Genomic DNA, 23860 nt, shown 5'->3' with positions numbered 1-23860 from the left:
GCAACTCGACTCATATACACCCTGTTGCATAGTGCGTTGTTGCACTGTTAGCTTGCTCTCATGGCGCTCGAACACGCGATTCTGGTGTCGCTGGCCGAGCGACCGGGAACGGGCTATGAGATCGGTCAACAATTCGACCGCAGCATCGGCTACTTCTGGTCGGCCACGCACCAGCAGATCTACCGGACGCTGAAGAAGCTCCTCGACGACGAACTGGTCAGCGTCGAGTCGATCAGTCAGGACGGTCGTCCGGACAAGAAGGTCTACACGATCTCCGATGCGGGGCGAGACGCCCTGGCCGACTGGGCGATGAGTCCGACCCCACTGCAACCGCTCCGCAGCGACATCGGCGTGAAGCTGCGGGCCGCCGAGTTCGGCGACCTCGCCGCCATCATCGGCGAACTCAAGGCCCACCGCGACGAGCACCTCGCGCAGCTGAAGCTCTACACCGGCTTCCAGGCCGACTACTACCCCGATCCCGACACGCTCTCCGGCCGCAAGCTGCACCAGTACCTCGTCCTCCGCGGCGGCATCCGCCAGGAGCAGGGATACATCGAATGGTGCGACGAGGTCATCCACGGACTCGAACGGGAATTGACCGAGAGCTGAGTTCGCCGGTCCCGCAACACCTTCGATATCGCCAATCCGTCCACCCAGGTTCACCGAGATGAAAGGTCGCGCCATGTCAGCCCCGACGGCACAACCGAACCAGCACTATCCGCACCTGTTCACGCCCCTGCAGATCGGCGGCATGACCATCGAGAACCGACTGGTCATGGGTTCGATGCACACCGGTCTCGAGGACCGGTTCTGGGACACCGACAAGCTGGCCGCGTACTTCGCCGAACGCGCCAAGGGCGGTGCGGGACTGATCATCACCGGCGGCTTCGGCACGAGCCGGACGGGTTTGCTCGCCTTCGCCGGCGGCAAGATGACCAACGTCGTCGACATGACCCGCCACAAGCGCGTGACCAAGGCCGTGCACGACGAGGGCGGCAAGATCGCGATGCAGCTGATCCACGCCGGCCGCTATGGATACACGCCGTTCAAGGTCGCTCCCGGCACCGATCCGTCGCCGATCCACCCCTTCAAGCATCTGAAGATGACCGAGCCGATCATCCGCCACGTCATCAGGTCGTTCGGGCAGTCCGCCAAGCTGGCACGCAAGGCCGGTTACGACGCCATCGAGATCATGGGCGGCGAGGGCTACCTCATCAACCAGTTCCTCTGCCCCCACACCAACGACCGCACCGACAAATGGGGCGGCAACACCGAGAACCGCCAGCGTTTCCTGGTCGAGGTCATCAAGGAGATCCGCCGTCAGGTCCCCCGCGACTACCCGGTGATCCTGCGTCAGTCGATCGCCGACCTGATCCGCAAGGGACAGACCTGGGACGAGGTCGCGCTGATGGCTCGCAAGGCCGAGCAGTACGGCGTCGACGCCATCAACACCGATATCGGCTGGCACGAGGCCCAGGTTCCCACCATCGTCACCTCGGTGCCGCGCGGCGCGTTCGTGAAGTTCACCGAACGGCTCCGCGACGAGGTCTCGATCCCGCTGATCGCGGCCAACCGCATCAACACCCCGGAACTCGGCGAGGAGATCCTCGCGAACGGACGCGTCGACGCCATCCAGATGGCCCGGCCGTTCCTCGCCGATCCCCACCTGGCGAACAAGGCCCGCGAGGGTCGCTCCGACGAGATCAACACCTGCATCGGCTGCAACCAGGCCTGCCTCGACCACGCCTTCGTCGGCAAACACGTGTCGTGCCTGGTGAACCCGATCGCGGGACGCGAGACCACGCTCATCCTGGGTCCGACGCGAAAGGCCAAGCGCCTCGCCGTGATCGGCGCGGGCCCGGCCGGCCTCTCGGCCGCCGTCGCCGGCGCCAAGCGCGGCCACAAGGTCACCCTGTTCGAGGGCGGCGACTCCATCGGCGGCCAGTTCTCCATCGCCGCACGCATTCCCGGCAAAGAGGAGTTCAGCGAGACGATCCGCTACTTCACCCGTCAGATCGAGGTGCTCGGTATCGAGGTCCGGCTGAACACCCGCGCCGACGCCGAGCAGATCATCGCCGAGAAGTTCGACGACGTGATCGTCGCAACCGGCGTCGTGCCGCGCATCCCGAGCTTCCCCGGCGTCGATCACCCGATGGCGATGTCGTACGCCGACGCCGTGCTCGGACATCGGGAGATCGGCAAGCGTGTGGCCGTGATCGGTGCCGGCGGCATCGGTTTCGACGTCAGCGAGTTCCTCACCACCGACGAGTCGCCGACGGTGAATCTCAAAGAGTGGGAACAGGAATGGGGCGTGACGGAGGATCCGGAGAAGCCCGGCTTCGTCACCAAGCCGCGGCCGCTTCCGCCGGTGCGTCAAGTCTACCTGGTCCAGCGCAAGGTCGGTAAGCAGGGCAAGTCCCTCGGCAAGACCACCGGATGGGTCCATCGCGCGACGATGAAGATGAAGGGCGTCGAGCAGATCAGCGGCGCCACCTACGACAAGATCGACGACCAGGGGCTGCATCTGAGCTTCCGCGACGACGAGGGCAACGTCACCGACACCCGCGTGCTCGAGGTCGACAACGTGGTGATCTGCGCGGGCCAGGAGTCGGTACGCGATCTGGTCGATCCGTTGACGCTGGCCGGGGTCACGACGCATGTGATCGGCGGGGCCGATTACGCCGGCGAGCTCGACGCCAAGCGCGCGATCCGGCAGGGCACCGAGGTCGCCGCCGGCATCGACTGACGCTCGGTCTCGGCGCGAGAGGCGGCGGCTACCATTGCGACATGCCGGTACCGCCGCCCTCCGCCACCGCCCGTGCCGTCGTCACCGGGGCCTCGTCCGGAATCGGACGGGAACTCGCACGCGCGCTGGCCGCCCGGGGTCATTCGGTCATCCTCGTCGCCCGCCGGGGCGACCTTCTCGAGGAACTCGCCGGCGAACTCCGCACGGCACACGAGGTCTCGGTCGAGGTCCGCGCGGTCGACCTGTCGGACCCGACGAAGGTGGAAGTGCTCGCCGCCGAGTTCGCCGGCCGCGACATCTCGATCCTCTGCAACAACGCGGGCATCGCGACCTTCGGACCGGTCGCCGACCTCGACGCCGACTACGAACGCGCGCAGGTCCGCCTCAACGTCAACGCGGTCCACGACCTCACCCTGGCGGTGCTCCCGCAGATGGTCAGGCGCGGCTCGGGCGGCATCCTGATGGTCGGGTCAGCCGCCGGAAACATGCCGATTCCCAACAACGCGACGTACGCGGCATCGAAAGCCTTCGTGAACAGCTTCAGCGAGTCCCTGCGCGGCGAGGTGTCCGGGCAGGGCGTGCACGTCACCCTGCTCGCGCCCGGCCCGGTGCGCACGCACACTCCCACCCCGGACGAGGCGTCCATCGTCGACAAGGTCGTCCCGGACTTCCTGTGGCACTCCTCGGCCAAGGTCGCCGCGATGAGTCTGGACGCGTTGGCGCACAACAAGATGCGCGTCGTGCCCGGCACCCTGTCCAAGGCGATGTCGGTGGCCGGCGGGTACACACCGCGCGGGGTGGTGGCCCCGATCGTCGGCGGCTTCTACCGCAAGTTCAGCGCAGAGTAGGAGTCGTCTAGACCGCCGTTCAGCGCCGGCGGCGACGCCCCGTGCCGAAGATCGCGCGACTGAACTCACGTCCGGCCGCGCTGGCCGCCGATCGCAGGAAACTCTGCATCGGCTTGCTCGTGAGCACCTCGGTCAGCAGCCCCGGCTCCTCCGGCATCGGCTCCGGGGCCGGCGTCGGCGGCACGGGTGCCGGTGCGTCGGCGGGCTCCCCCGGTGCGAGGGTGTTGGCGGCCAGGATCTCGTACGCCGACTCGCGGTCGATGGGCGTGCCGTACTTCGCGTACAACGGCCCGGCTTTCGCCGCCGAGGTGACGGCGTCGGCGCCGATGGCCTCCATCGCCGACCGGGGCGCTCGGACCACCGTCCACGCGACCGGGGTCGGCGCACCGCGCTCGGACAGCACCGTCACGACCGCCTCGCCCGTACCGAGAGAGGTCAGCACCTGCTCGAGGTCGTAGACCTCCGACACGGGGTAGGTCTTGACCGTCGTACGCAGCGCCTTCTGGTCGTCGGGGGTGAAGGCCCGCAGCGCGTGCTGGATCCGGGCACCCAGCTGGGACAACACTTCTTTCGGGATGTCCGTCGGCAGCTGGGAGCAGAAGAACACGCCGACGCCCTTCGACCGGATCAGTTTCACCGTCTGGACGACCTGGTCCACAAAGGCTTTCGACGCATCGTCGAACAGCAGATGCGATTCGTCGAAGATGAAGACCAGCTTCGGTTTGTCGAGGTCGCCCACCTCCGGCAGGAACTCGAACAGATCGGCCAGAATCCACATGAGGAAGGTCGAGAAGAGCGCGGGGCGGGCCGCCTGGGTACCGAGCTCGAACAACGTGATGATGCCGCGTCCGTCGGGCGTCGTCCGGATGAGGTCGGCGGGATCGATCTCGGGTTCGCCGAAGAACGTGTCACCGCCGTCGGCCTCGAGATTCGACAGCGCCCGCAGGATCACGCCGGCGGTCTGCCGCGACACCCCGCCGATCCCCTTCAGATCGGCCTTGCCCTCGTCGCTGGTGAGGAAGGCGATGACCGACCGCAGATCCTTCAGATCGAGGAGCGGCAAGGCCTTCTTGTCCGCCCAGTGGAAGATGAGGCCCAGCGTCGACTCCTGGGTGGCGTTGAGCCCCAACACCTTACTGAGCAGGATCGGCCCGAACGAGGTGATGGTCGCACGGATCGGTACCCCGATTCCCTCCGAACCCAGCGAGACGAACTCGACCGGGTGCGCTGCCGGTTGCCAGTCGTCGCCGGTCTGGTGGGAGCGTTCGGCGATCTTGTCGTTGCCCACGCCCGCTCGGCTGAGTCCGGACAGGTCGCCCTTGATGTCGGCCATGACGACAGGAACGCCGTTGCTCGACAGTTGCTCGGCGATGAGCTGCAGCGTCTTGGTCTTTCCCGTCCCGGTCGCGCCGGCGACGAGACCGTGCCGGTTCATCATCGACAGCGGGATTCGGACCTTCGCCGCGGGATCCACCTGCCCCGCCACCGAGACGGCGCCCAGTTCGAGTGCGGCGGTGCTGAACGCGTATCCGGCGGCGATGTGCTGCGCCGGACTGGAGGCTTCGGTCACAAGCACACGATAGACCTCGGGGGCCGATGTCCCACGGATTCGCGCGCGAGGTTGGCTAAGGTTGTCGGGTGCAGGACAAACTGGTGTGGATCGACTGCGAGATGACCGGACTCCGACTCGAGTCGGACAAACTCATCGAGATCGCGGCCCTGGTGACCGACGGCGACCTCAACATCCTCGGCGACGGTGTCGATGTCGTGATCCACGCCGACGACGAGGCGCTGGCGTCGATGCCCGACGTGGTGACCAAGATGCATGAGGCCTCGGGTCTCACCGAGGAGGTGCGGGCGTCCACCGTCACCCTCGCCGAAGCCGAGAAGCTGGTGCTCGACTACATCCGCAAGCATGTGACCACCGCCGGCGCGGTCCCCCTCGCGGGCAACTCGATCGGTACCGACCGTGGATTCATCACGCGGGACATGCCCGAACTCGACGCCTACCTGCACTACCGCATGGTCGACGTCAGCTCGATCAAGGAATTGTGCCGGCGCTGGTACCCCAAGGTCTATTTCGGCCAGCCCGAGAAGGGGCTCGCGCACCGGGCCCTCGCGGACATCCGCGAGTCGATCCGGGAACTCCGCTACTACCGCGCCGCGGCGTTCGTGCCCGCCCCCGGCCCGGACACCGATGCCCTCGCCGAGATCGTCAAGGACCTCGGCCCCGCCTGAACACGCAGGTCGGGTAACCGATTGGAGTTCTGCGGCACCGACCCGCTAGAGTGTTGATGGCTCTGAGACCCGGCGCTGACGCCCAGGTTTCCGACGCCGATGGTGGATGTAGTTCAGTTGGTAGAGCACCAGGTTGTGATCCTGGCTGTCGCGGGTTCGAGTCCCGTCATCCACCCCGACGAAGCCCCGTCTGCGATCCGCAGGCGGGGCTTTTTGGTGCTGCGGTCTCTTCCCCGGCTTGCTGTCGATATCCGGAATCGCCGTACGTCACCATGGTGTCGGACCGATCCGGTTCGGCATCATGGCCACATCAGTCGGCCGAGACTGGAGGAACGATGAAGTACGCATTGCTGCTCATGGGACATGTCAACGATCCGGCCTGTGGTGAGGACGGTGGCGCCAGCCCCGAAGAGTTCTTCGCCTTCGACGAGGAGATCACCAAGGCCGGTGTCGTCGTCAACTCCTTCGCGCTGGAGGACGAGCGCGCGGTGGTGCACACCGACGACAGCGGCGAGCGGGTGGTCGCGTCGTCCGGGCCGTTCGCCGAGGTGCGGGAGTTCGTCGGCGGGGTGTACGTCATCGACGTCGCGAACGTCGACGAGGCGATCGAGTGGGCCCGCCGCAGCCCCGGTTCGGCGCCCGGCGGCCATGTCGAGATCCGGCCGCTCGCACCGTACTGAGCGATGACGAACAATTCACACCGTTCGGCGGCCACGGATTCCGCAGGGTCCGTGGCCCGCCGGGCGGTGTCGGCCGTCGATCGCGACGTCCGTTCTCGTGTACTCGCCACGCTCACGAAGAAGTTCGGCGATCTCGACCTCGCGGAGGACGCGTTGCAGGACGCGATCGCGCAGGCCCTGATCACCTGGTCGCGTACCGGAGTCCCGGATTCACCGGAGGCATGGCTGACGACGACGGCCAAACGCAAGGCGCTCGACGTGGTGCGGCGTGAATCCGTCCTCGCCGGGAAACTGGCCCGCCTGCACACCGAGAGCGAACGTGCCTCCACCCCTGCGGAGTTCAGAGACCCGGCCGAGGCGCCGCCACCGGGGTTGCCGGACGAACGCCTCGGCATGTTCTTCGCCTGCACCCATCCCGTGCTACGCGCCGAGGATCGAGTCGCGCTCACCCTCCGGTTCGTCGCCGGGCTGACCACCGCGGAGGTCGCGCATGCGCTGCTGATCCCGGTACCGACGACCCAGCAGCGAATCGTGCGCGCCAAGAAGCGAATTGGCGCGCTGGGTGTTCCGTTCGCGCCGCCGCGCGAGGGCGATCTCCCGCGTCGGCTCGGCGGGGTCCTGCGAGTCATCTACCTGCTGTTCTCCGAGGGGTTCGCGCGCTCGACCGGGGACGCGCACATCCGCGACGATCTCACCGGCGAGGCCGTCGCCCTCGCGCGCACCCTGCGCGCACTGCTCCCCAACGCCGAGACGACCGGACTGCTCGCCCTTCTGTTGCTCACCCAGTCCCGCCGGCCGGCTCGACTCGACTCCGACGGCCGACCGGTTCCGCTGGATGACCAGGATCGCCGGCTCTGGGACCGGGCGCTCGTCGCCGAGGGCGTCGCGCTCGCGGAACACGCTGCGGCACAAGCAGACGCCGGTCTGTACACGATCCAGGCGGCGATCGCGGCCGTGCACGCCGAGGCCGCCACCGCGGACGAGACCGACTGGACCCAGATCGCCGTCCTGTACCGACTACTCGAAGTGCACGATCCCGGACCCGTGGTGCGCGTCGGTCGCGCAGTCGCCGTCGGACGCGCGTACGGCCCGGCGCGCGGTATCGCGATGCTCGATCGATTGCAGTCGGACACACAACTCGACCGGTTCCGGCCCTTCCACATCGCCCGTGCCCTCACGCTGAGCGAACTGGGCGACGACCGCGGCGCGGCGACCGCGTACCGTCGCGCGCTCGAACTACCCGGCAACGGCGCCGAGGACGACTATCTCGCCGACGCACTGTCCGGGCTCTTCACCGGCCCGGTCCGAGACGACAGGAAGCTGGGCGAGATGTGATCTCGTTGCAGAAGCCGTCGTCCAGTCGGACGAATAGGTGTCAACCTCACTACGCCGAACCCGCGATGTATCACACTGAGATCCCCGTCTAGGAGATCCCCGTGCGTAGAATTCTCGCCCTGCTCTGCGTTTTTGCCGGCGCTGCTCTCGGGTTGACGAACGCTGTGCCAGCGAACGCCAGCGTCAACGTGCTTTACACAATCGAGGCGGATGCCCCTCACGTGTCGATCGCGTATGCCCCTGGACAGTGGCAGGACTATGTGATTCCGTACTCGAACCTCGCCGGACGGTACTCACTGACACTCAACACCAGACCTGCGACCAGGCCGGCCGCAATGTACATCGCCGCAATCGGCTCCGGGACGGTGCACTGCCGAATACGCGTCTCCGGTCAGGTCGTTGCTGTGGACAATTCACGGTCCGTCGTTGTCTGCCAGGCGTGACCTCCCGACCGCCAGACTTTAACTCGACCGGCAGACTTCGATCGAGGTCTGCCGGTCGAGTTGAAGTCCAGGGGTCGGGGGGTCGACGGCGCCCGGGGACCTTCGTCCCCGAAAGTCCCCGAAGCCGGGCGCATGGGCATGCCTCGCAGTAACGTTCACCACATGCCTTCCTACTGGGTCATGCCTGCCGTTGCCCTGATCTCGTGCATCATCATCGGGATCGGGTTCATCATCGGGATCCCGGGCGGCGACGACAACGACTGAGTTCGACGTCCTGAACTGATCTCGACCACACGGCCGCGCCGTCAGGGCGTGTGCCGCGATGACACCGCACGTCTGCCGGTGTCGTCCGACGCCCGGAAGGACGGCACGTGGACCTCACGCGCAGACAGTTGATGGCCGGTGCCGCCGCGACCGCCGCCGCGGCCGGGCTCGGGTCCGGCCTGTCCGCCGCCCCGGCCGGCGCGTCGCCCCCGGGGTCGACGAGTTACCTCGTCGGCTGCGGCATCGGAGATGTCACGGGCGCGGTCGCCGGCCAGGGCATGATGGGGTATTCGAATCCAGAGCAGGTCGCGGCCGGGCTCCTGCAGCGTTGCTGGGCGCGGGCCTACATCATCGTCGATCCCGCCACCGGTCAGCGCGTCGTCTTCCTGACCGCCGACCTCGCATGCCTGTTCCAGTCGCACCACATGGGCCTGATGGCCAAGCTGCGCAACCGATTCGGCTCCTTGTACACCGAATCGAACGTGAATCTGAACGCACAGCACACGCACGCCTCCTGCGGCGGCACGTCCTGGGACTACGCGTATTCGCTCGCCGCGTTCGGGTTCAAGAAGAACTCCTACGACGCCGAGATCGACGGCATGTTCGCCGCGATCGTTCGCGCGCACGAGAATCTCGCGCCCGGCAGCGTCACGATCGGCCGCGAGGAACTGCACGACGCCAGCCGGAATCGATCCCGGGTCGCCTTCGACGCGAACCCGTCGGCAGACAAGCGGCACTTCCCCGATGCGATCGACCCTCAGGTCACGGTGCTACGACTGCGGCGGCACGACACCTCCGGCGGCCGGGATGTCGGTGCCATCACCTGGTTCCCGACACACGGCACGTCCCTCACCGACCGCAACGTCCTCATCGCCGGCGACAACAAGGGTTACGCGAGCCACCTGTGGGAGCGCACCCTGCCCGGGTTCGTGGCCGCCTTCCCACAGACCAACTCCGGCGACATGACGCCGAACCTCGCACTCGCGCAGTTCGATCCGCGCGGACCGACATCGGACAACAGGCGCAACTGCGAACTCATCGGCGAGCGTCAGTACGTCGCCGGACGGCGAGGCTTCGAGGCGGCCCGTCCGATGACCCGGGGCGGCGTCGACTCCATCGTGCGGTACGTCGACATGTCGGCGGTCCGGATCTCCGGTACCTACACACCCGACGGCCGACCGGCGTCGACCACCCCCGCGATGATGGGTGCCGGCGCGGTCGCGACCAGCAGCGAGGACAACTACGAGCAACCGCTGCCCTTCCTCGTGGAGGGCATGACCAATCCCCTCGTCACCGCGCTCGGCGGAGACCGCGTCCCACCGATCGCACCGTGGATGCGAGACATGCAGGCGCCCAAACTGATCGCGTTCCCGCTCGGTCTGCTGCCGCCCTCGGGCTGGATCCCGGCGGTGGTGCCGCTGCAGCTCATGCGCATCGGCGAACTCGTGCTCGTCGCCGTACCCGCCGAGGTCACCGTCGTCGCGGGTCTGCGGCTGCGTCGAGTGGTCGCCGACGAACTGCGGACCGACGTCGACAACGTCCTCGTGCAGGGGTTCGCGAACGCCTACACCCAGTACGTCACGACGCCCGAGGAATACGACCTGCAGCACTACGAAGGCGGCGAGACCCAATTCGGGCGGTACACCCTGTCCGCCTACCTGCAGGAGTTCGCCGCGCTCGCCGCGGCCATGTCGTCCGGACGCCGGATCGGCCGTGGTCCGGCGCCGGTCGACAAGTCCGGACTGCAACCCGACCTGGTGCCCCCGGTCCCCGCCGACCGTCCGATACCGGGCCGACGCTACGGCGACGTCCTGCGTGAACCCGACGCCACGTACCGCCCCGGTTCGATCGTGACCGTGCAGTTCGTCGGCGCGCATCCCAACAACGACTTCCGGCACGGCCGGACCTATCTCGAGGTGCAGCGGCGTACCGGCAGCGAGTGGACGACGGTCGCCGACGACAACGACTGGTCCACGGAGTTCCGGTGGGCGCGCCCGGCCGGCAGCACCGACACGTCGCGGATCACGATCACCTGGCGGTCGCCGACGGACGCGTCCGGGATGTACCGCATCCGCTACTTCGGGGACAGCCGCGATGCGAACGGGTCGACGAGGCCCGTCTCTGGGACGAGTCGCACGTTCCGCGTCGGGTCCCGCTGACGCACGGACGCCACCGACCGCGCTGCGGTTCGGTGGCGTCCGAAGGCGTGCTGAGCGTCAGGCGTTGTCGGCGTTGCCCTTGCGCCACACCGACCATGGGATGTTCCAGTCGCCGAGACCATCGGTGCCCGACAATGTTCCGCCCGTGGTGTTCTTCACGATGACCGGGTCGCCGCGGAGGGTGTTCTCCATGACCCAGAGAGCGTTCTCCGGACTCAGGTTCAGGCAGCCGTGACTCGTATTGGTGTTGCCCTGCGCCCACACCGACCATGGTGCGGAGTGGAAGAAGATGCCGCTGTAGGACATCCGGGTCGCGTAGTCGACCGGGGTGCGGTAACCGTTCGACGAATTGACCGGCACGCCGTAGGTCGACGAGTCCATGATGATGTGGTCGTGCTTGTCCGAGACCAGGTAGATGCCGTTGTCGGTCTCGTCGCCGGCCTTGCCCATCGACGTCGGCATGGTCCGGATGACCTTGCCGTCGCGTTCGAAGACGACCTGCTTGGTGTTGTCGTCGGCCGTGACGATCATCGAGCGTCCGACGGTGAAGTTGGTCCGCACGTTCTCCTGGCCGAAGAGTCCGTCACCCAGGTCGATGCCGTAGGTGTTGACCGCGACCCGCACCTTGGTGCCCGGCTTCCAGTACTCCGCCGGCCGCCACCGGACCTCGCTCGGGCTGATCCAGTAGAAGGCCCCTTCGACCGGAGGGTCGGTGGTGATCCGGATGGCGCGCTGCGCCGCACGACGATCCGCGATCGGCTCGTCGAACTTCACCGCGACCGGCTGTCCGATACCGACGGTCTCGCCGGGGCTCGGTGTCAGATACGCCTGCGTCAGGTTGTTGGGGCTGCTCGTGGTGAAGGTGACCTTCTTGGTGACCGCACCACCGATGCCCACCGCGTCGGTCTCCAGGGTGTAGGTGCGGTTGTAGCCGAGGGCCTCGTTGCTGACCCACACCGTGTCGTTGTCGGCGAGGGTGCCCTTGACGGGGGTGCCGTCGGACTTCTTGATCAGCACCCGGCTGATGGTGCCCTCACTGGTCTTCACCTTGATGGGCGCACCCGGCTGCACGCCGACGGCGTTGTCGTTCAGGGGACGTTCGGCCCACTCGGTGATCTCGAGACCCGGCTTGAGCAGATCGTCGAAGAGACTCGAACTGCTGACGTTGTCGGAGTACGACGCCTCCTGCGTGCACGACGTCACCAGCGCGACGATTGCCAACATCACACCGCTGATGATCAGCGGCATCCGCCGAGTACGACCGATCCCCATCTCACTCCCGCCTGTCGACGCCCCGACCCCGAACCGGTCGGTCACGCTGCCCCGCAACCTTGAGAACACTGCACACCCCGAATCCGAAACGGACATTCCGAACCCCGATGTCGCGGACCAGTGTACGAGAGATCGGACCGAACGCTTCGGCCGTCATCCATTCGAGCGGCGTGTTGCGCACCCGAAACGCCGAACGTTCATCTGCCGTTCATCGACCACCGGCCGCGGTCGAAACCGTCTGAGACGCCACAAGACGCCTCGCTCGATGCGAGGCGTCTTGAGTACTCTGTGCGCCATCAGGGACTCGAACCCCGAACCCGCTGATTAAGAGTCAGCTGCTCTGCCAATTGAGCTAATGGCGCTTGGCGGTGCGAGATGGAACCTTACAGGACCCCCGCGGCAGAAGTGAAATCGCCTGGTCGGAGTGGCTTCTGCCGTTCGACGGGCCCGTGCGGACGAGGTCGCGCCGCCGATTGCTGGATCAGCGGGTCATCGCGAGGCGACCTTGCGGACGACGACGAGCAGGACCAGGGCGCCGACCCCGGCGAGTGCGTACTTCACCGCAGGCGTCTGCAGTGTCGCGAGAGCCTTCGACTTGGCGTCGTCGGCGAGCCGCTGGGGGTTGGCGCGCTCGGCCAGCGCGTCGAGCGTGCTGGCGAGGTCCTCACGGGCCTTGGCGATGTCCTGCTCGATACGTTCGGTATCTCCGGCCACGTTGCATCCTTCCGGCGCTTCTCGTTGGTCTTCTCACTTCCCGGCCGCCGCACGACCTCTCGGCGCCGGGGACGAACCGCCAGATGGCAGCGACTCGATGCTACGACATCCCGGCATCCGGGCATGTCGCCATGCACTAGCCTGGCTCTCATGGCTGAGACCACCACCCGACTGTCCGTGGGCGACACGGCGCCGTCGTTCACGCTGCCCGACGCGAACGGCGACCCGGTCTCGTTGTCGGACTACGCCGGCCGCAAGGTCGTCGTCTACTTCTATCCCGCAGCGGCCACCCCGGGGTGCACCAAGCAGGCGTGCGATTTCCGCGACAACCTCGGCGAGCTGAACGAGGCCGGGATCGCGGTCCTCGGCATCTCCCCCGACAAGCCCGCGAAGCTGGCGAAGTTCGTCGAGGCCGAGGGCCTGACGTTCCCGTTGCTCAGCGACCCGGAGAAGAAGGTGCTCACCGAGTGGGGCGCATTCGGGGAGAAGAAGATGTACGGCAAGACCGTCACCGGCGTCATCCGGTCGACGTTCCTGGTCGACGCCGACGGCACGATCGAACTCGCGCAGTACAACGTCCGGGCCACCGGACACGTCGCCAAGCTGCGCCGCGACCTGTCCGTCTGAGCCGGCCCCGATGCCCGAGTCCGCCGAACCGCTGGTGCCGCGCAAGCGGCCCACTCAGGAACGCAGCAAGCGCAAGTTCCAGGCGATGCTCGAAGCAGCACGCGAGCTGTTGATCGACGTCGGGTTCGAATCGCTGACCTGTGAGGAGATCGCGACCCGGGCCGAGGTCCCCATCGGCACGCTCTATCAGTACTTCGCGAACAAGTACGTCATCGTGTGCGAGCTGGACCGCCAGGACACCGTCGACGTCCGCGAGGAACTCACGGCGTTTTCCTCGGAGGTGCCGTCCCTGGAGTGGCCCAGCCTGCTCGAGAAGTTCCTCGATCACCTGGCGGCCCTGTGGCGCACCGACCCGTCGCGGCGGGCGGTGTGGCTGGCCGTCCAGTCGACACCGGCGACCCGCGCCACGGCGTCGCTGAACGAACGGGTGCTCGCCGAACAGGTCGCGCGGATCATCGCGCCGCTCACGCCGTCGCAGCGCGAACGCCGCGAGATGATGTCCCAGGTGCTCGTCCACACGGCCTACTCGCTCCTGAGCTTCTCCGTACAGGACGGCCACGACCACGACGAGACCGTCGCCGAACTCAAGCGGATGCTCGCCGGCTATCTGCTGCTCGAGGAGTCGACGACGGTCTGAGAGCCGCGCGGGGCTACCTGCCCTCGAGGATGGCCACCGCCGCAGCGGTGTCCCCGTCGTGGGTCAGCGACACATGCACGGTCGTGTCGCGCAGATGCTCGCCGATCTCGCCCGACAGACGGATGGCCGGACGGCCCCACGTGTCGGTCACGACCTCGATGTCGCTGTGCCGGATCAGCGGCAACAGCGGCGACCGCGAGAAGCGGCTCACCGACCACGCCTTCACGACCGCCTCCTTGGCCGCCCAGCGGGCGGCCAGATGCCGGGCGTCGTCGCCGGTCCCGGCGGCCGAGTCCCGACGCTCGCCGACCGTGAACCGGTCGGCGAACGTCGTACCCGGCTGCCGGAGCTGCTCGCCGAACTCCGGGATCGACACGATGTCGATTCCCACACCGAGAACGCTCATCCCTTGGTAGTCGCTCGCGCCATTCGCCTCACCGGGTGTCACCGACCACCCGCCACCGGCTCACCGGCGACGTAGACGTCGGCGCCGTCCAGACGGGTCTGCGGATCGAGGAGCATGCCCGCCTCGGCGTCGTGCTCGTCGACCGACTCGTCGAAGCGACGGTTCGGCGGACGCTGGTAGGCAGGCTCGCCACCGCAGATCGACTGCAGGAAGCGCTGACTGCCCAGGCGGGTCCGCTCGTCGGCGCGCTGACGGTAGGCGTCGCGCTCCTCCGGGTTCAGCGAGGCGATGAACGCCTCCGGGTGCACCACCGCGATCAGTCCGGACACGTGACCGAAGCCGAGGCTGGTCAGCAGACCCGCCTTGAGCGGGAACCGCTCGCCGAGCTGGAGGGTCTCCCGCGGCCAGACCAGGTGCGGGTACTCGGCCATCTTGTCGTCGACACAGTCGAGGCTGCGGTTGGGCGGGATCACGCCGTCACGCAGGATCTGGCACAGACCGATGAGCTGGAAGGCCGCCGCGCCACCCTTGGCATGACCGGTCAGCGACTTCTGCGACACCACGAACAGCGGTGCGCCCTTGCCGCGGCCGATGGCCGCCGCGAGCCGCTCGTGCAGTTCGGACTCGTTCGGATCGTTCGCCTTGGTGGAGGTGTCGTGCTTGGACACGACCGCCACGTCGTCGGCGCTGACGCCGAGCGAACCGAGCGCACGTGCCAGCGGCGAGGACAGCGACCCGCGAGCCGCGCCCAGGGCACCGAGACCCGGAGCCGGGATCGAGGTGTGCACACCGTCGCCGAAGCTCTGCGCCCACGCGACCACACCGAGCACCGGCAGACCCATCTCGGCCGCGACATCGCCGCGGGCGAGCAGGATCGTGCCGCCGCCGGCCGACTCGACGAACCCGCCGCGTCGGCGATCGTTGGCACGCGAGAACCGGCGATCGTCGATGCCGCGCGCGGTCATCTTCGCCGAGTCGGCGGTCGCCGACATCGCGCCGAAGCCGACGATGCCCTCGATACCCAGGTCGTCGAAGCCGCCCGCCACCGCGAACAGCGCCTTGCCGAGGCGGATCTTGTCGACGCCCTCCTCGACCGACACAGCTGCGGTCGCACATGCCGCCACCGGGTGGATCATCGCGCCGTAGCTACCGACATACGACTGGACCACGTGTGCCGCCACGATGTTCGGCAGGGCCTCCTGCAGGATGTCGTTGGCGTTGGCCTCGCCCAGCAGGGTGTTGATGTACAGGTCGCGCATGGAGGTCATGCCGCCCATACCGGTGCCCTGCGTGTTGGCGACCAGACCGGGGTGCACCCAGCGCATCAGTTCGCTCGGCGTGAAGCCCGACGACAGGAAGGCGTCGACCGTGGCCACCAGGTTCCACAGGGCGACCCGGTCGATCGACTCGACCATGTCGGGGCTGACGCCCCAGCGGGTCGGGTCGAAACCGGTCGGGATCTGACCGCCCACGGTCCGGGTCAGCGCGAACTGGCGCGGAACGCGGATCTCGGTGCCCGCCAACCGGGTGACCTGCCAGTCGCCGTCGGCGTTCTGCGTGACCCGGGTCTTCTCCGGGTTGGCACTGGCGAATGCTCGCGCCTCGGCCTCGGAGTTGACCGTGAAGGTCAGGTCCTCGTCGACGAAGACCGAGGTCAGCAGCGGCGAGGTGTTGTCGACCATCGCCCCGTCGTCGGCGTAGCGGCGGATACCGCAGCGGGCGACGACCTCGTCGTGGTACCGCTCGGCGATCTCGCTCTCCGGCACCGGGTCTCCGGACGCGGTGTCGTACCAGCCCGGCTTCGGCGCCGAATCCCAGTGCACCAGTCCGGTGTTCCAGGCGAGCTCGAGAACGCCTGCGGCCGAAAGCTTCTCGTCGACCTCCATCTCGAAGCGGGTGCGGGCCGAACCGAACGGGCCGAGCTCGCCGGCACCCACGATGACCACGAGGTCCTCGGGTCGGGCGTCGATCGACGGCCACTGCGGACGCATCGCCTTCGGGGCGCGCGCCGGTGCCGGCAGCGCCGCGACGGTCGTCGCCGACACCTCGTCGGTGTCCGCGGACTCCTCGGCGGCCGCCGCCGCGGTGGCCGCGAGCGCCTTGAGGTCGGTCGAGCTGTCCAGGCCGCCGGTGAAGTCGGCCAGGATCGGCGCACTCACCGCGGCCGACCGCTGCTCGGGGCGGCACAGGGTGAGCAGGTTCGCCGCCATCTCGTCGGTGCTCCAGGTGCGCACACCCGCCGCCTCGACCGCGTCGACCATCCCGTCGTTGTGACCCATCAGCCCGGTGCCGCGCACCCAGCCGATCAGGGCGTGGGCGAGCGTCGTCTTGGAACCCCAGGACTCCTCGGCCGACCAGCGCTGTACGAGTGCGTCGAGCGAGGCCTTGCTCTCGCCGTAGGCACCGTCGCCGCCGAACATGCCGCGGTTCGGCGAACCGGGCAACACGACGTGCACGCGGGCGGCGATGTCGTGATCGGAATGGACGTCGGCGAGACCGCCGATGAGCCGCTCCACCGACCAGAGGAGCACCTTCATCTCCAGCTCGGCGCGACCACCGGCGTCGGTGAGATCACCGGCGACCCGCGGTGCGGCGAACGGGAACAGCAGCGTCGGCTTCATCGCCGGCTTCACCACTGCCGTTGTGCCACCGAGGTTCTCCGTCTGCTCCCCCGCGATCCAGCCGACGAGGTCGTCGACATCGGCGTACGACGCCATGTTCGCGGGAGCAATCCACAGCGCGGCACCGGCCCGGGCGTTCTCGCGGTACAGCTTCTTGTAGAAGGCGAGACGGTCGGAGTTCAGGCGCGACGTCGTGGCGATCACGGTCGCGCCACCGGCCAGCAGCCCGGCGACCACGCCGGCGGCGATCGAACCCTTGCTCGCACCGGTCACCACGGCGATCTCGCGGCTGTAGGCACCCTTCTCGGGATTCTCCGCAGCGTGCGCGATCGCGCCGAAGATGCGGCCGTGCACGGCGTTTCCGTTCGCGAGGGCCTTGCCCTGCCACCAGGTGGCGTGGTCGGCGACGGTGTCACCGGCTCCGGCGAACCCGCCGACGATGGTGTCGAAGTCGGCGTCGAGGTCCTGCTCGTCGGTCAGCCAGAGTCGGACGAGATCCTCACGGGCGGTTGCCCACCGGTCGTCGATGAGGACGACCTTGGCCGCGTCGAAGGCCGGCGCCACCGTACGGGCCCAGTCCGACCCGAGTTCGGCGCTGACCAGCTCGGCGAGCTCGGCGTTCGGGTCGGCCACGGCCTCGGCGAGATCGGCGACCTCGGCGAGTCCGAGCTTGTCCAGCAGGGTGTACGCGGCCGAGGCCAGCGCGCCGGACCGGCCGGTGATCTGCTCGGTGAACTCTCCCAGCGCCGCGGCGTCGACCGTTGCGCCACCACCGGATTCGGCGGCCGGCTTGCCGACCGGGATGCCCTTGACCGCACCCACCGCGGACACGGCCTTGTCGATGAGGGTGTCGAGTGAATCGGTGTCCGTCAGCGGGCCGTCGAGCAGATTGCCCAGCGCCTCGCCGCGGACGGACGCGCCGTCCCTGGTGCCCAACGCCAGCGCGACGGTGGTGTGCAGACCCCACCCCGGACCCAGCTGCCAGACACCCGACACGCGGTCGGTGATGTAGTTCTGGCGCTTGCCCAGCGGGCCGAGCACCTTGCGGACCTGGTCGCTGACCGCATCGGTGAGCACCGCACCCAGCGGCCGGTAGCCACGGGCGAGGGTCTCCACGGTCGACGACAGCGCGGTCATGTCGGCTTCGGCGGCACCGTCGATGGCGCCGAGTCCGAGCTCGCCGCCGATGTCGAGGAGCAGCTGGTTACGACGCGACGACACACCGTCGCAGAGCGCCTCGATTGTGTCCGCGGACCCGATCTGGTCGACGCGCATCTTGGTCCACAGCGCAATCACGGACTTCACCGCATCCGACGGCGTGAACGCGATGTCGTCGGGACGCGGGCCGCCGGCGGGTGCCGCCGGTGCCGCGGGAGCAGCAGGCGCGGGCGCCGCCGCGGCGGCCGGAGCCGCGTCCGCCGCCGACGTCTCGGCCGCTGCGGGAACGTCGAGCTCGTCCTCGTCGGGCTCGTGCCCGGCGTCCTTGGCCAGGATCGTGTCGGTGTCGCGCTCGACGTTGAGCACCTCGGTGGTGGCCGCGGCGTAGTCGTCGAGCTTGAGGGTGTTGGTGGCCAGACCCGACAGCGTCGGGGCGCCCTTCAGACCGATCTCGACGAAGCGCTGGACTCCCAGCCCGTTCCGCTCGGGACCGCTGAACAGCAGTTCCTGGGTCTCGATCCACCGCACCGGGCTGGCGAACTGCCAGGCGAGCAGCTCGATCAGGATCACCCGGGCCAGTTCGCTCGGGGTCGCCTCCCAGGCGTCCCAGTCGGCGAGGACCTCGTTCAGCGGATCCGACGGCACCAGCGCCGCGATCTCCTCGACGAAGTCGCGTCCGAGGTTGAACAGGCGCGGCACCAGGTTGGGGATGTAGCGGCCGATCAGGATGTCGATGTCGATGTCGGCGGGCAGCAGCTCGGCGAGCTTGCCGCGGAATTCCGGGACCCCGGCGCGCAGCACGCTCGAGTGGAACGGGACGTCGATGCCCGGGATCAGGATGAACGCGCGCTTGCCCCCGAACTCCGCACGCCGCCGGTCGATCTCGGCCTCGAGCAGTTCGAGACCGCGAACCGTGCCGGCGATCGCGTACTGCGAGCCGAGGAGGTTGAGGTTGACGACCTCCAGGAACTCGCCGCCCGCGGCGCCCACGCCGGACACGAAGTCGGTGACCTCGGCGTCGGCCAGACCGAACTGGCTCGGCCGGATGGCGGCCATCCGATAGTCACTGCGCCCCTGCTCATCTCGCGGGACGAGGTGATGCATGGCCTCGCCGCGCTGGAACACGACTTCGAGGACGGCCTCGAGCGGGAGGACGCCGGCGCATGCGGCGAGCGCGTTGTACTCACCGACCGAGTGACCACACGTGATGGCACCCTCGACGAAGCCACCGGACTCCTTGAGCTCGGCGATCTGCGCGACACCGAGCGTCGCCATGGCGACCTGGGTGAACTGCGTCAGGTACAGCACGCCGTCGGGGTGGTTGTAGGTGGTCCCGTTGGCGACGAGCGTCGTCGGGTTGTCGCGGACCACGGCGAGGATCGAGAAGCCCAGCGCCGCACGGGTGTGCTTGTCGGCACGATCCCAGATCTTGCGGGCGGCCTTCGACCGCGAGCGGGCGTCGAGTCCCATGCCCTTGCTCTGGATGCCCTGGCCGGGGAACGCGTAGACGGTCCGCGGCGCGGCGAGCAGACCGGTCGCGCTCATCACGAGGTTGTCGCCGACCTTGGCGCTGACCTCGACGACCTCGTTGCCGTTGTCGAGACCCACGCGGTCGACGCGCACCGAGATGCGGTCGCCGAGCCGGACCATGCCGAGATAGCGTGCGGTCCAGCCGATCAGCGGACGAGGCGATGGCGTCGGATTCTTCGCGTCGGTCGCGGTGACGACCTGCTGCGCGGCGGCCGACAGCCACATCCCGTGGACGATCGGGTCGCCGAGACCGGCCAGCTTCGCGGCTGCGGCGTCGGTGTGGATGGGGTTGCGGTCACCGGACACGACGGCGAAACCGGTCATCCGGTTCGGCGCGGTGATGGTGGCCGTCCGGAGCAGCTTGCGGGTGGCCGACTGCTCGGCGGCGGGTGCACCGCCGGCCCGGGCCGGGTCGGTGAGCTCGGCGGCGCCCAGACGCCCACGGATCGCGAAACGCTCCTCGAGCGTCGCGATCGGGCCGGCTGGTCCGGCGATCTCCACCGTGACCTCGACGACACGACCGACGTCGGCATCCCGGACCGCGCCGGTCCGTGCGGTGACGGTCAGTTCGGCTGCGGTGGCGGGGATCTCCCCGGTCAGCGCGATCGCGTGATCGAGGTGGACCAGGTCGAGCAGACCCTCGACGACCGGGTCACCGGAATCGGTGCGGGCGGCGCCGATGACGCTGAACACGCTCGGCCAGCACGCGCCGACCAGGGTGTCGGGCACGGCGAAACCGAACGGGTCGGTCGGGGTGGTCGGGCGCAGGTGCGGCGGCAGGGAGAACCCGGTCACCGCAGCGTGATCGGCGACCGAATCCGGCTGCCAGGAGACGGTCGTGACCGACACGCCGTCGGTCACCTCGGCCAGGCTGCCGCCGGCGGCCACGGTGAGGATCTCGCGCATCGCGGTCGACGCGTCGTCGAGGCCCACCAGCGGCGAACCACCGTCGCGCAGGCTTTCGCCGGCCAGCAGCGGGATACGCACGGAAGCGCCCGAGATGGGGACGACGAGGTCGAAACGGGTGGCGTCGGAGTCGGCGGAGACCTGCTCCAGGACGGCGCCGCTGACGGCGTGTTCGGCCCGCTCGGGTCCGACCACGGTCCAGGCGTCGCGATCGCCGAGCAGCGCGATCGGGCTCGCCACGATCCGGCCGGCCCAGCTGACGTCGTCGGACTCCAGCACCGAGGTCAGCACGCCGGCCTCCTCGGCCAGCCCGGCCCGGTGCCGGGAGGCGACGGCGACCGGGCGCTCGCCGGTGGCCTGCAGATCGGACGCGACCCGGGCCTCGAACCGATCGAGCAGTTCGCCCACGGGCTCGTCGACGCGGGTGATGCCCGCGACGGCGACCGGCCCCGGGATGACGCAGACGGCGTCGGCGCCGTAGCGCGGGTCGTGGGCCTGCCACAGGGAGTCACTGCGCCACCAGCGGCGCACGTCCTTGTCGATCACCGGCACGAAGTTGACGGGCTTGCCGGGGGTGCGGCACAGCTCCAGGAAGAACGCGACGTCCGCGGGATGCAGGATGTCGGTGTCGATCTCGGGGTACACGCTGCCGAGCGCGTCGATTGCGGCATACGCATCGGCGGCAGCGGTGACCTCGGCGAACATCGTCGGGATGGGCCCGGAGTCCTGCGGGTGCATGCGCGCCTCGGTGCGCTGCAGCATCTCCACGAAGCGCTGCTGCCAGGTGATGTCGGCCCACGGGACCTGCTCGCCGCGGGCGTCACCGACGGCCAGCGCGGCGTACCGGTCGAGCCACTCGCGGTAGGTCATGGTGGCGACGTCGCCGAAGTACGGCTTCGCGGTGTCGGCCATCGCGGCGATGATCTCGTCGCGGCGGGCGGCCACGGCGTCGGCGTCACCGGCGACCTCGTCGAGCAGCCGGCCGCACCGCGACGCGGTGTTGTCGACCTCGTGGATGTCGGCGCCGAGCTGCGAACGGCCGGACGCCATTCCGGCGGTGGCGTGACCGGCGCCGATCCACTCGTCGATGCCGGCGGTGTCGACGAGGAGCTGCTTGACCTCGGGGGTGGTCGTCGCCTCCTTGGCCGCCATGGCGGCGGTGCCGATGAGGATGCCGTCGAGCGGCATCGTCGGGTAGCCGTAGCCGGCCGACCAGCTGCCGGTGAGGTATTCACTGGCGCGCTCGGGCGTGCCGATGCCACCGCCGACGCAGATCACGACGTTCGGGCGGGCGCGGAGCTCGCCGTAGGTCGCGAGCAGCAGGTCGTCGAGGTCTTCCCACGAGTGGTGGCCACCGGCGCGGCCGCCCTCGATCTGCACGATGATCGGGTGATGCGGAACCTCGGCCGCGATGCGCACGACGGACCGGATCTGCTCCACGGTGCCGGGTTTGAAGGCGACGAACCGGAGTCCGGCCTCGACGAACTCGTCGACGAGCGCGACCGCGTCCTCGAGTTCGGGTATGCCCGCCGAGACGATGACGCCGTCGAGCGGGGCTCCCTGCGCGCGGGCCTTCTGCACGATGCGCTTGCCGCCGAGCTGCAGCTTCCACAGGTAGGGGTCGAGGAACAACGCGTTGAACTGCGCCTCGCGTCCCGGCTCGAGCAGATCGGTGAGCGTGGCGATGTTGCGCGCGAAGATCTCCTCGGTGACCTGACCGCCACCGGCCAGCTCGGCCCAGTGTCCGGCGTTGGCCGCGGCGGCGACGATGGCCGGGTCGACGGTCGTCGGCGTCATGCCGGCGAGCAGCATCGGCGAACGTCCCGTGAGGCGGGTGAAGGAGGTCTCGACGACGGTACGGCCGTCGGGCAGCTCGACGAGGGTCGGCGCGAACTGCGACCACGGGGTCGCGACCTCGGGCACGCCGCCGGGGCTGAACAGGTTGCGCTGTCCGACTCGCAGCGCGGCGGGCACCAGGCCGACGCCCTGCCCGCGGACCAATGATGCGGTGAGACGGGTTGCGATGTCCCCGGGACCGAAGTCCAGGACCCACTTGGCGCCGCCGGCCACGATCGAGTCGACCGAGGCGACCCAGTCGACGTGCCCGACGAGGATGTCGTGGGCGTGGCGGGTGGCGAGGTCACGGTCGATGCCGCAGCGGTCAGCCCACTGGCCGACCAGCTCGACAGCCTCTGCCATCGCCGGGTGGTGGAAGGCCACCGACACCTGCAGGTGGTCGAACTTCGGCGCGAACGGCGCCCCGCCGGTGAGCTTGCGCTTGCGCTCGTCGGCCTCGGTCGCGGCGACCCGCTCACAGAGGGCGGCGAACGCGGCGAGGTGCCGCGGTGCCCCGGACAGCACGACGGCGGTGCGGCTGTTCTTGATGGCGACCACCGGGGCGGTCGTCAGATCGTTGTCGGACAGGCCGGCGCGGTACTGCGCCAGGATCTCGTCGACGCGAGCCGGGCTGACGTTGGTCAGTGCGAGCATCGGCGTGCCGTCGGTGGTGACACCCAGCCCGCGGCGACGCGCGGTCAACGAACCGGCGGCGCCGATGAGGTGCGCGACGGCCAGCAGCAGGCCCTGACCGGACTCGGCGATCCGGCCGTCGGCGCCCACCGCATCGGTGGCCAGCGAGCCCTGGGAATGCCCGACCACGGCCTTCGGCGGGAGCACGGCGGTGTCCAGGCCCTGCTTGCGGAGTGCCTCCACGGCGGCGAGCTGGGTGAGCAGCACACCCGGACCCGAGAGGGTGAAATCGGCGAGAGTGGCCTCGGCGGGCACGTCTTCACCTGCGTCGTGCGCGTGCACCCAGGTGAGCGGGTGGAACCCGGACACCCGTGCCACGACGAGTTCGTCGGCAACCGGCTCGACGAGCCGTTCGGCGGAATCGACGATGGTGGCGACCCGGTGTTCCAGGTCGGCGTCGACGACCAGCTCGGTCAGCGTGGGCAGCCATGCGCCGCCCTGCCCGCCGAAGCTGATCGCGTAGGGCTCGCCCTGCGTGAGCCGCTCGATGAGCGTGGTGGTGGGCCGTTCTGCGTTGGCGGCGCCCTGCGAGCCGGAGCGGAACTGGTCGACGGTCACGGATACTCCTCTGTGGTGGTCGGTCTCAGAGTGTGGACTTGCGGAGTGCGTAGGTGCGGTGCAGTAGATGTCTGTGGGTGTTGTGCGGTTGGTCTGCGAGTCGCGGCGGCGCGAGAAACGCTGTCGGCAGCGGCCTTTCCGTGCGCTGACGTGATCGGTCTCGCCGCCGTCGCGCACGACCGGCCGCGG

The 23860-nt window shown here is 68.8% G+C and carries 14 protein-coding genes and 2 tRNA genes; 10 read left to right on the top strand and 6 right to left on the bottom strand.

The window, feature by feature from the left end:
* Nucleotides 1-60: 60 nt before the first annotated feature.
* The 3 genes from KB201_RS07725 to cmrA all read left to right on the top strand — a co-directional run bounded on the left by KB201_RS07725 (nucleotide 61) and on the right by cmrA (nucleotide 3594).
* Nucleotides 61-609 carry a PadR family transcriptional regulator gene (locus KB201_RS07725; protein WP_211538767.1) on the top strand — a complete coding sequence of 183 codons (549 nt, stop codon included), beginning with the start codon at nucleotides 61-63 and terminating at the stop codon, nucleotides 607-609.
* Between the two features lie 73 nt (nucleotides 610-682).
* Entirely contained in the window at nucleotides 683-2746 is a 2064-nt protein-coding gene (locus KB201_RS07720) for an NADPH-dependent 2,4-dienoyl-CoA reductase (RefSeq protein WP_058250285.1), read from the top strand.
* Nucleotides 2747-2787: 41 nt separating this feature from the next.
* A complete protein-coding gene (gene cmrA, locus KB201_RS07715) occupies nucleotides 2788-3594 on the top strand; it encodes a mycolate reductase (RefSeq protein WP_211538766.1) in 807 nt (268 codons plus the stop codon).
* A gap of 19 nt (nucleotides 3595-3613) precedes the next feature.
* Here the strand turns inward: cmrA and KB201_RS07710 are convergent, their stop codons facing one another.
* Nucleotides 3614-5170 carry a helicase HerA-like domain-containing protein gene (locus KB201_RS07710; RefSeq protein WP_374193900.1) on the bottom strand — a complete coding sequence of 519 codons (1557 nt, stop codon included), beginning with the start codon at nucleotides 5168-5170 and terminating at the stop codon, nucleotides 3614-3616.
* A 62-nt stretch (nucleotides 5171-5232) separates the two neighbouring features.
* Between KB201_RS07710 and orn the strand changes: the two genes are divergently transcribed.
* The 5 genes from orn to KB201_RS07685 all read left to right on the top strand — a co-directional run bounded on the left by orn (nucleotide 5233) and on the right by KB201_RS07685 (nucleotide 10713).
* Entirely contained in the window at nucleotides 5233-5832 is a 600-nt protein-coding gene (orn, locus tag KB201_RS07705) for an oligoribonuclease (RefSeq protein ID WP_068972491.1), read from the top strand.
* Nucleotides 5833-5934: 102 nt separating this feature from the next.
* Nucleotides 5935-6007: transfer RNA gene (locus KB201_RS07700), tRNA-His, on the top strand.
* Nucleotides 6008-6167: 160 nt separating this feature from the next.
* Nucleotides 6168-6512, top strand: a complete 345-nt coding sequence (locus KB201_RS07695) for a YciI family protein (RefSeq protein ID WP_010841666.1) — start codon at nucleotides 6168-6170, stop codon at nucleotides 6510-6512.
* 3 nt (nucleotides 6513-6515) lie between these two features.
* Nucleotides 6516-7847: an RNA polymerase sigma factor gene (locus KB201_RS07690; protein WP_165630217.1), complete on the top strand. Its 1332-nt coding sequence runs from the start codon at nucleotides 6516-6518 to the stop codon at nucleotides 7845-7847.
* 814 nt (nucleotides 7848-8661) lie between these two features.
* Entirely contained in the window at nucleotides 8662-10713 is a 2052-nt protein-coding gene (locus KB201_RS07685) for a neutral/alkaline ceramidase (RefSeq protein WP_211538764.1), read from the top strand.
* Between the two features lie 57 nt (nucleotides 10714-10770).
* Here the strand turns inward: KB201_RS07685 and KB201_RS07680 are convergent, their stop codons facing one another.
* The 3 genes from KB201_RS07680 to KB201_RS07670 form a co-directional block, all read right to left on the bottom strand.
* Nucleotides 10771-11961, bottom strand: coding sequence for an Ig-like domain-containing protein (locus KB201_RS07680; RefSeq protein ID WP_058250283.1), 1191 nt, complete (start codon nucleotides 11959-11961; stop codon nucleotides 10771-10773).
* 313 nt (nucleotides 11962-12274) lie between these two features.
* Nucleotides 12275-12347, bottom strand: a tRNA-Lys gene (locus KB201_RS07675).
* A gap of 127 nt (nucleotides 12348-12474) precedes the next feature.
* Complete coding sequence (locus KB201_RS07670; protein WP_058250014.1) at nucleotides 12475-12699, bottom strand: DUF3618 domain-containing protein; 225 nt, start codon at nucleotides 12697-12699, stop codon at nucleotides 12475-12477.
* Between the two features lie 150 nt (nucleotides 12700-12849).
* On the opposite strand from KB201_RS07670, the gene bcp reads away from it, so the two are divergent.
* Together bcp and KB201_RS07660 are read left to right on the top strand one after the other, a co-directional pair.
* A complete protein-coding gene (bcp, locus tag KB201_RS07665) occupies nucleotides 12850-13326 on the top strand; it encodes a thioredoxin-dependent thiol peroxidase (protein ID WP_055474734.1) in 477 nt (158 codons plus the stop codon).
* A 10-nt stretch (nucleotides 13327-13336) separates the two neighbouring features.
* The gene (locus KB201_RS07660) at nucleotides 13337-13963 is read left to right on the top strand and encodes a TetR family transcriptional regulator (protein ID WP_055474733.1); all 627 of its coding nucleotides are present in this window, start codon (nucleotides 13337-13339) and stop codon (nucleotides 13961-13963) included.
* Between the two features lie 13 nt (nucleotides 13964-13976).
* Here KB201_RS07660 and KB201_RS07655 read toward each other — a convergent pair whose 3' ends face one another.
* On the bottom strand, nucleotides 13977-14369 hold the full coding sequence (locus tag KB201_RS07655) for a holo-ACP synthase (protein ID WP_055474732.1): 393 nt from the start codon (nucleotides 14367-14369) through the stop codon (nucleotides 13977-13979).
* Between the two features lie 38 nt (nucleotides 14370-14407).
* Entirely contained in the window at nucleotides 14408-23671 is a 9264-nt protein-coding gene (locus tag KB201_RS07650) for a type I polyketide synthase (protein WP_205333121.1), read from the bottom strand.
* Nucleotides 23672-23860: the final 189 nt, after the last annotated feature.

The organism is Gordonia sp. SCSIO 19800 (genome assembly GCF_018132775.1).
In the GTDB taxonomy this organism is placed as follows: Bacteria; Actinomycetota; Actinomycetes; order Mycobacteriales; family Mycobacteriaceae; genus Gordonia; species Gordonia hongkongensis.
Note: the sequence above shows the minus strand (reverse complement) of the source record. Positions and strands in the feature narration are given on the sequence as shown.